Annotated in this window: 4 protein-coding genes and 1 pseudogene; 2 read left to right on the forward strand and 3 right to left on the reverse strand. The window is 60.3% G+C overall.

What is annotated here, in order from left to right; genetic code table 11:
- Positions 1-217 precede the first annotated feature (217 nt).
- Both ACIQAL_RS14005 and mdoH read left to right on the forward strand, forming a co-directional pair.
- Entirely contained in the window at positions 218-2,206 is a 1,989-nt protein-coding gene (locus ACIQAL_RS14005) for a glucan biosynthesis protein G (RefSeq protein ID WP_401146199.1), read from the forward strand.
- Positions 2,199-4,787 carry a glucans biosynthesis glucosyltransferase MdoH gene (mdoH, locus tag ACIQAL_RS14010; protein ID WP_166598144.1) on the forward strand — a complete coding sequence of 863 codons (2,589 nt, stop codon included), beginning with the start codon at positions 2,199-2,201 and terminating at the stop codon, positions 4,785-4,787. Before ACIQAL_RS14005 ends, mdoH begins: the two co-directional genes overlap by 8 nt.
- A 122-nt stretch (positions 4,788-4,909) precedes the next feature.
- Here mdoH and ACIQAL_RS14015 read toward each other — a convergent pair whose 3' ends face one another.
- The 3 genes and pseudogenes from ACIQAL_RS14015 to ACIQAL_RS14025 all read right to left on the reverse strand — a co-directional run bounded on the left by ACIQAL_RS14015 (position 4,910) and on the right by ACIQAL_RS14025 (position 9,054).
- On the reverse strand, positions 4,910-5,785 hold the full coding sequence (locus ACIQAL_RS14015) for a methyl-accepting chemotaxis protein (protein ID WP_401146242.1): 876 nt from the start codon (positions 5,783-5,785) through the stop codon (positions 4,910-4,912).
- Positions 5,768-6,853, reverse strand: a pseudogene (locus ACIQAL_RS14020) (methyl-accepting chemotaxis protein); the annotation flags it as partial. The pseudogene ACIQAL_RS14020 and the gene ACIQAL_RS14015, both read right to left, overlap by 18 nt.
- Positions 6,854-7,137: 284 nt before the next feature.
- Complete coding sequence (locus ACIQAL_RS14025) at positions 7,138-9,054, reverse strand: methyl-accepting chemotaxis protein (protein ID WP_401146203.1); 1,917 nt, start codon at positions 9,052-9,054, stop codon at positions 7,138-7,140.
- Positions 9,055-9,652 lie beyond the last annotated feature (598 nt).

Consider the following 9,652-nt stretch of genomic DNA (forward strand, 5'->3'; position numbering starts at 1 on the left):
AAGCCATAAATACTTTGTTTCCCCTGATGCGTTGTAACGCGGGCTACTAGATAATCGCGCGCTACAAAGGCGAGTGAAAACTCGTCCCATCGGTAAAAACGCAGACTGGTCCGAAATCGTTTGGGGAATCATTGGCCCCTTTCGGAGTCGGAACAATGCTCGCCAACCCGGCATTTGAAAGCTGGCCGTTGGTTTCTTCATCTGTTTTCGGCGAGGGTTGCTCGTGATTGTTAGTCCATGTAATGCACCAAAGACCCCTGGCAAGCGCCTGCGCAGCGCCTTGTTGGCCGGGTCGGCTTTGTTTTGTCTTTTCGGCGCCAGCCAACTTTGGGCGTTCGATATTGACGACGTGGCGACAAAGGCCAAAGAACTGGCCGGACAGAAATTCGTAGCCCCCAAAAGCAACCTTCCAGCGGAATTCCGCGACATGAAGTTTGCCGACTACCAGAAGATCCGCTTCTTGCAGGACAAGGCCGAATGGGCCGCTGACAAGACGCCGTTCAAAATCTCGTTCTATCACCAGGGCATGCACTTCGACACCCCGGTGAAGATCAACGAGGTCACCGCCACGACGGTCAACGAGATCAAATACGATCCGAGCCGTTTCAGCTTCGGTGACGTCAAGTTCGATCCCAAGTCCACCGAAAACCTCGGCTACGCCGGTTTCCGCGTGACGTACCCGATCAACAAGGACGACAAGCAAGACGAAATCATGACCATGCTGGGCGCGAGCTACTTCCGCGTCATCGGCAAAGGTCAGGTTTACGGCTTGTCCGCCCGTGGCATGGCCATCGACACCGCGATGTCGTCGGGTGAAGAATTCCCGCGTTTCACCGAATTCTGGATCGAAAAGCCGAACCCAGATGACAACCATCTGGTGATCTTCGCGCTGCTGGACTCCCCACGCGCCACGGGTGCCTACAAACTGACCCTGCGCCCGGGCACCAACACCCTGGTCGACGTGCAGTCGCGCATGTACCTGCGTGAGAAGGTCGGCAAGTTGGGCGTTGCGCCGCTGACCAGCATGTACCTGTTCGGCGCCAACCAGCCGTCGAAAGTCCTCAACTACCGTCGCGAGCTGCACGACTCCAGCGGTCTGTCGATTCAGGCTGCCAATGGCGAGTGGATCTGGCGTCCGCTGAACAACCCGAAACATCTGGCTGTCAGCAGCTTCTCGGTTGAAAACCCGCGCGGCTTCGGTTTGCTGCAACGTGGCCGTAACTTCAGCCACTACGAAGACCTGGACGACCGCTACGACAAACGCCCAAGTGCCTGGATCGAGCCAAAAGGCGACTGGGGCAAGGGTACTGTCGATCTGGTCGAGATTCCGACTGCCGATGAAACCAACGACAACATCGTTGCGTTCTGGAAGCCTGAAACCCAACCTGAGCCGGGTCAGCCAATCGACTTCAACTACCGTCTGCACTGGACCATGGATGAAGATTCCATTCACTCGCCGGATCTGGGCTGGGTCAAGCAGACCCTGCGTTCCACCGGTGACGTGAAGCAGTCCAACCTGATCCGCCAGCCGGATGGCAGCGTTGCCTACTTGGTCGATTTCGTCGGCCCAACCCTGGCCAAGCTGGGTGAAGACCCGGCGATCCGCAGCCAGGTCACCACTGACGACAACACCGAGCTGGTCGAAAACAACCTGCGTTACAACCCGGTCACCAAGGGCTGGCGCCTGACGCTGCGCCTGAAGGTCAAGGACACCAACAAGAACGTGGAACTGCGCGCTTACCTGCTGCGCGAGACCCCGGTCGAACCTGGTAAGGAACCTGCGCTGATCACTGCTGACAAAGCAGACAAGAAGCCTGAGAAAAAAGCGGACGCCAAACCGGCGGTAGCCGCTGCCGCGCCTAAAGACGAAAAAGCCGAAATCGTCAAAACCGACGCTGTGAAAGCCGGTGATGCGAAAGACGCCAAAGTGGCCAAGGCCGACGCGAAAGCCGATGGCAAAGACGCTGCTGCGAAAGACGCGAAGGCCGATGCCACCAAGCCAGCTGACGCTGCCAAGGTTGCCGAAGCCAAGTCCGACGAAGCGTCGAAGCCTGAAGCCGCCCTGGGCGATGCTGCCAAGGCGAACAAAGGTAATAAAGACACCACGCAGCCAGCGGTACAGGCTGCATCCACCCAGCAGGGCCCGGCCATGAATCAACAGATTCTGACCGAGACCTGGAGCTACCAGTTGCCAGCCGATGAGTAATTCACAAGCCGTGCCTGAGTCTCTATCCGAGTACCTCGCACACCTGCCAATGAGCGACGAGCAGCGGGCCGAACTGGCCAGCTGCACCTCGTTCGCTGAGCTGCATGAACGCCTTTCGGCGCAGACCGTCACCGACTCCGCCGAGGCCGCTCAGGCTTCGGTGGGCCGTCGCCTGACCCTGACCACCGCTGACGAGTTGCACGAAGCAGAAATGCTGACGGTCGACGCCAGCGGTCGCGTTTGCCTGAAAGCGACGCCGCCGATCCGCCGCACAAAAGTCGTCCCGGAGCCATGGCGGACCAACATCCTGCACCGTGGTTGGCGTCGTCTGACCGGGAAAACCAACCCGCCCAAGCCGGCCAAGGACGATCTGCCACGCGACTTGCCCAAGTCCCGGTGGCGCACGGTCGGTTCGATCCGTCGCTACATTCTGCTGATCCTCATGCTCGGCCAGACCATCGTGGCTGGCTTCTACATGAAGGGCATCCTGCCGTACCAAGGCTGGTCGCTGGTCTCGTTCGACGAAATCAGCCGTCAGACCCTGTGGCAAACCGCCGTTCAAGTGATGCCATACGCGCTGCAGACCACCATTTTGCTGATGTTCGGGATTCTGTTCTGCTGGGTTTCTGCCGGTTTCTGGACCGCCTTGATGGGCTTCCTCGAACTGCTGACCGGGCGTGACAAATACCGTATCTCTGGCGCGAGCGCTGGCAATGAGCCGATTGAAGCCGGTGCGCGTACTGCGTTGGTCATGCCGATCTGTAACGAAGACGTGCCTCGCGTATTCGCCGGTCTGCGTGCCACTTTCGAGTCCGTTGCCGCGACAGGCGATCTGGATCGCTTCGACTTTTTCGTCCTCAGCGACACCAACGAAACCGACATCGCCGTTGCCGAGCAGCAGGCGTGGCTGGACGTGTGCCGCGAGACCAGCGGTTTTGGCCGGATCTTCTACCGCCGTCGTCGCCGTCGTGTAAAACGCAAAAGCGGCAACCTCGACGATTTCTGCCGTCGCTGGGGCGGTGACTACCGTTACATGGTTGTGCTCGACGCTGACTCCGTGATGAGCGGCGAGTGCCTGACCAGCCTGGTGCGCTTGATGGAAGCGACCCCGGACGCCGGTATCATCCAGACCGCGCCACGTGCCTCGGGCATGGACACGCTGTATGCCCGCATGCAGCAATTCGCCACCCGTGTGTATGGCCCGCTGTTCACTGCCGGTTTGCACTTCTGGCAGCTGGGTGAATCCCACTATTGGGGTCACAACGCGATCATTCGCATGAAGCCGTTCATCGAGCACTGCGCGTTGGCGCCGTTGCCCGGCAAAGGCGCGTTTGCCGGTGCAATTCTGTCTCACGACTTCGTTGAAGCTGCGCTGATGCGCCGTGCCGGCTGGGGCGTGTGGATTGCCTATGACCTGCCGGGCAGCTACGAAGAACTGCCGCCGAACCTGCTGGACGAACTCAAGCGTGACCGTCGCTGGTGCCACGGGAACCTGATGAACTTCCGCCTGTTCCTGGTGAAAGGCATGCACCCGGTGCACCGTGCGGTGTTCCTGACGGGCGTGATGTCCTATCTTTCGGCGCCGTTGTGGTTCCTGTTCCTGGTGTTGTCGACGGCGCTGCTGGCAGTCAACACACTGATGGAACCGACCTATTTCCTGGAGCCGCGTCAGCTCTATCCGTTGTGGCCACAGTGGCACCCGGAAAAAGCCGTCGCGCTGTTCTCGACCACTGTTGTCTTGCTGTTCCTGCCAAAACTGCTCAGCGTCATCCTGATCTGGGCCAAGGGCGCGACGGGCTACGGCGGTCGGATCAAGGTCACGATGTCGATGCTTCTGGAGATGCTGTTCTCCATGCTGCTGGCGCCGGTACGGATGATTTTCCACACCCGTTTCGTACTGGCCGCGTTCCTCGGCTGGGCCGCGACCTGGAACTCGCCGCAACGTGATGATGACTCAACGCCGTGGAGCGAAGCGGTCAAGCGTCACGGACCGCAGACATTGCTCGGCTTCGGCTGGGCGCTGCTGGTGGCTTGGCTCAACCCAAGTTTCCTGTGGTGGCTGGTGCCGATTGTCGGCTCGTTGATGCTGTCGATCCCTGTGTCGGTGATTTCCAGCCGTACCAACCTGGGCCTGAAAGCGAAGGATGAAAGCCTGTTCCTGATCCCGGAAGAGCACACGCCGCCGCAGGAGCTGGTGTCGACTGATCAGTACACCCACGAGAACCGTTGGCATGCACTGAACGATGGCTTTGTTCGTGCCGTGGTCGATCCACAGCAGAACGCTCTGGCCTGTGCACTGGCAACCTCACGTCACCGTCACGCCGAGCCGATCGAGTGGATGCGCGTCGAACGCGTGCGCCACGCCATCAAAGGCGGCCCGGAGCACTTGAACAACAACGAACGCCTGCAATTGCTGAGCGATCCTGTTGCGCTGGCGCGTCTGCATGAGGCGGTCTGGGCGGAAGGCAACGAAGCGTGGCTAGAAGCGTGGCGAGCGTCGGTGAAAGCCGATCCTCACGCCCCCTTGCTGCCCTTGCAGCCTGCGACACACCTGAACGTGCCGTCGCTCGCCAATGCCTGATTGACGTAACCGCTGCAAAAAAAAACGCCGCCGGAGAGTGATCTTCGGCGGCGTTTTTGTTTGGGAGGGGGCGATCACCCATTCACACTGTAGGAGCGAAAACGCCATAGAGAGCCGCGCGTTCAGCTCACCCGAAACTTCCCGACCATCTCTTGCAGATGCGTCCCGAGCCGCGCCAGTTCCAGGCTTGAAGCGGCGGTTTCTTCGCTGGCTGCTGCCGTCTGTTCGGACACATCCCGCACGGTCAGCACGCTCCGGTTGATCTGCTCGGCGACGACGCTTTGTTCTTCGCCTGCCGTCGCGATCTGCTGGTTCATGGTCTGGATCGTCGAGACCGTGCGGGTGATGTGCTCCAGCGCCGCACCTGCCCGCCGGCTCAACTCGACGCTGCGATCCGTCAATGTGCGGCTGGCATCCAGCGTGCTCACCACCTGTTGTGTGCCGCTCTGCAAGGCCGCAATCAACAGTTCGATTTCTTCGGTGGACTGCTGCGTGCGCAAGGCCAGGCTGCGCACTTCATCGGCGACAACGGCAAACCCCCGGCCCGCTTCCCCCGCCCGGGCCGCTTCGATGGCGGCATTCAGCGCAAGCAAGTTCGTCTGCTGTGACACCGACTTGATCACGTCCAGCACGCCGCCGATCTTGTCGCTTTCCAGCTTGAGCTTGCCCATGGCATCAGTGGAATTGGCGACCTCGACCGCCAGCCGTTCGATCTGGCCAATGGCGTCCGCCACCACCTGATCACCTTCTCGTGCCTGCTGGTCGGCCTGCACCGCCGCCTCGCTCGCCTCTTCGGCGTTGCGTGCGACTTCCATGACGGTGGCGGTCATCTGATTCATGGCGGTGGCCACCTGATCCGTTTCGCGTTTCTGATCGTTGACCCCGGCGCTGGTCTGCTCGGTCACCGCCGACAGCTGAGTGGCCGCGCTGGCAATCTGGGCGATACCGTCACTAATACCCGAAATCAGCGCCCGCAGCCGCAGGGTCATGTCCTGCATGCTTTGTTGCAGACTGCCCATTTCGTCATGGCGTTGCACGTCGAGGTCAACACTTAGGTCGCCGCTGGCAATCCGCTTGGCGGCTGCGAGGGTCTGGTGCAGTGGCAGAATGATCTGCCGGGTGATCAGCCAGGCGGCCAACAGCCCCAGCACGATAGCCAGCAGTGCCACGCCGATCAGGGTGTTGCGCGACCGGTCGGCATCGCTGTCCCGTCGCTGGCTTTGCAGCGCGGTAATCTCGGCGGTGGACGCAAGCAACACGTCGCCCATGGCTTCCATCGACTCTTGAGCGGCCTCAGCTTTGGTCTGAGCCACTTTCAGCGTATTCAGCTGTTCGCGGTAGTTCTCCAGTGCTTTGCGGGCTGCCGTCAAAATACTTGCGTTGGTGTCGGAGGGGCTGGCCATGATCTGATCCACCTCCTCAACCGCCTTTTCAATGGCTTTGATCGCCCCGGTTTCAAAGGCATCCTTACCGCTGTAAACGTAAGCCTGAACCTCGTAGCGAGCTGTCTGAATGTGCCGCCGCAGTTGCAGGATATTGGTGAATTCGTCGAGTTTTTCTTTGTTATCCTGCTCCTCGCTGACAGCCTTCAATACGTCAGCCTCGACTTGATCGACCGCGCTGATCACGTTGTCCGAAAGCTCTTTCATGAGTCCCCGAGATGTATCGCGGGTTTGCAGCAATTGGCTCAAGTCGCCGAAAGCCTGTTCCAGCGCTCGGACGGTCTCGCTTTGTTTATTGAGCATTTGAAGCACGTCCGCGTCTTCCTCGTCACGCCGGAGCGTTCCAAGGTGCGCTTCGATTTCATTGATCCGGGTGGCGACCAGGCTGGCACTCTCCGGCGTGTTTTCCATCCGGAACGTGATGCGTTCGGCACGCAGGTCTTTGGTCAGGGCGTTGAGCTGGGCGATGGAGGTCAGCGACTCTGAGCGCTCGATCATGGCGTCGAGGCCGTGCCAGCCCGTGAGGGTGATGACCAGCGTCAGCAGCAATACCAGGCCGAAGCCCAGTGCCAGTTTGAGTTTGACGCTGGTATTGGCCAGCGCCCCGTTGATTCCATGGGACATGGTGCGTCTCCTGCGGATGGGCGATAAACGCGCATCGGCAGGCGGGGCGGGAGCGTGACCTGAAGGGGGTGTAGGACGTTTCCGAGGCGAAGCGTGGGGTGAACCAGGTCACAGGTATTCAGTTATGCCCGGATTTCGACGGCTCCCCGTGCCCCCCTAGGAGCGAATTCATTCGCGAAAAATCGTACAGCCGATGGAGATGCATCGGATGTACCACCGCATCGTCGGATTGCCGCCCAGAATGAATTCGCTCCCACGGGTTTCAGCGGCGGAAAGCTGCTCTGTCAAACCCTGAACCGTCCGACCAGCCCCTGCAGATGCGTGCCCAAACGCGCCAGTTCCACGCTGGATGCCGCGGTTTCTTCACTGGCCGCTGAGGTCTGTTCCGACACATCCCGCACATTCAGCACACTGCGGTTGATCTCTTCGGCCGTTGCGCTTTGCTGCTCGGCGGCGGCCGCAATCTGCTGGTTCATGGCCTGAATCGCGGACACGGTTCGGGTAATGCTTTCCAGCGAGCCGCCTGCCCGGCGGGTCAGTTCCACGCTGCTGGTCGTCAGTTCACGGCTGTTGTCCATGATTGTCGCCACCTGTTGCGTGCCGTTCTGCAAGCCCGCGATCAGGTCTTCAATCTCTTCGGTGGATTTCTGCGTGCGCTGGGCCAGGCTGCGCACTTCATCGGCCACCACGGCGAAGCCACGGCCGGCCTCACCGGCACGGGCCGCTTCGATGGCCGCGTTCAGCGCCAGCAAATTGGTCTGCTGCGCGACCGACTTGATCACGTCCAGCACGCTGCCAATTTTGTCGCTTTCGCGCTTGAGTTCACTCATGGCCTCGGTGGAATGACCCACTTCGGTGGCCAGACGCTCGATGTGAGCGATGGCCTCGCTCACGACCTTGTCGCCCTCACGGGCCTGCTGATCGGCCGCCACAGCGGCTTCTGAGGCCTCCTCGGCGTTACGTGCGACTTCTTGCACCGTGGCCGCCATCTGGTGCATCGCCGTAGCGACCTGGTCCGTCTCGACTTTCTGATTGTTAACCCCGGCGCTGGTCTGCTCGGTCACGGCGGACAGCTGCTCAGCGGCACTGGCGATTTGCGTGACACCGTCGCTGATGCCGCCGATCAGCTCGCGCAGGTTCACCGTCATGCGCTGAATGCCGCCTTGCAGCTGACCCAGTTCGTCACGGCGATCGACGCTCAGGTTATGGGTCAAGTCGCCGGACGCGACGCGGTCTACCGCGACGAGCGTGTGTTTCAACGGCAGGGTAATCTGGCGAGTAATGGCCCACGCCGCAAGGACCCCGAAAAACAGAGCCAGCGCGGTCGCCAGACTCAGCATCGATTGCGCCTGCGCACTGTCGGCGTCTCGCTTGGTATTTTGTGAGGTGGTCAATTTGTCACTCAGGTCGAGCAACTGCTGACCGACCCCCTCCATCTTCTGCAGCGCCTGACGGCTCACCAGTTGGGCGTCGCGGTATTGTGCGACGGCAGCGCCGTAACTTTTGAGGGCCAGATTCGCCCGTTGCAGCTGCGGGATGTATTGGGACGAAACGTCGCCCGCCAGGGTGTTCACGCCAACGATGGCTTCTTCGATGGCGGCTGTAGCGCTTTTTTCGAAATCCGGATTACCGCTGAAGGTGTAGCCGCGTACTTGAAAACGTGCCTGCTGAATCAACTTGCTCACGCCCACGGCGCTGTTGAATTGCAGAATGTTGTCGTGCTGGATCAACGCTTCTTCGATCTTGTTGACCTCGTCCACGGCGGCGTCAGCGGCGGCGCCCAGATTCACGCGGCTGGCTTCACGGGCTTGAATGGCTTTGGCCATGTCCTCAAATGCGCGACGGTAGTCAGTGGCGGCCTGGGTCTGAGCGTCCAGCAGCTTCAGGTCGCTCCCGACCACGAGCTTGCCGTGAGCCGCCTTGAGCTCCGCGTCGAGATGGTCCAGCGCGGTCATGACGGCCTTCGCCGTATCCGGGTTGGCCTGGGTTTCGTAGTTCATGCGTGCAATGCGCAGCGCCAGGGAATATTCGTTGATCTGGGAGATCATCGCGAGCTTGTCGCCGCGATCAATCAACGACCTCACGCCCGACCAGCCCGTTGCGGTGATGACCAGCGTCAACAGCAAAACCAGCCCGAACCCGATCCCGAGCTTGCGACTGACACTGATATTTCCAAGCCGTTGGGCGGTCCAGCGATACATGACGATTCCTTGAGCATTATTTTGTAGACGCAAGGTTATCGGCGGTTATGCACCAATCTGAAGCAGGAGGGAGAGGGCGATCCTGCCATCTCGTGCTTGAATTAGCACATCTTGTTGGAGCTGGCACATGGCGCAATCTGGCTTTTGATTCTGGCCGAAGGCCGTAGGAGCTGGCTTGCCTGCGATCTGGCGCGAAGCGGCAGTGAAACCTGACGACCTCATTGCACCTGACACACCGCGTGCACAGGATTTGCTGCCGCTTCACGCCAGATCGTAGGCAAGCCAACTCCCACGCCTTCGGCAGAAGCCGGGCGGTGGCGTACGTCTGCTTTTGATTCTGGCCGAAGGTCGTAGGCAAGCCAACTCCCACGCCTTCGGCAGAAGCCGGGCGGTGGCGCATGTATGCTTTTGATTCTGGCCGGAGGCCGTGGGCAAGCCAACTCCCACGCCTTCGGCAGAAGCCGGGCGGTGGCGCATGTATGCTTTTGATTCTGGCCGGAGGCCGTGGGAGATTCTATGGTTGAAGGCAATGCTTTTTAGCCCTCTTTCCTGCGTCATATTCGTCTTCGTTCTGCATCAGGGAAAATGCGACGCGGGC

It is taken from the genome of Pseudomonas sp. NPDC088368, from assembly GCF_044753445.1.
GTDB classification, from domain to species: domain Bacteria; phylum Pseudomonadota; class Gammaproteobacteria; order Pseudomonadales; family Pseudomonadaceae; genus Aquipseudomonas; species Aquipseudomonas bambusae.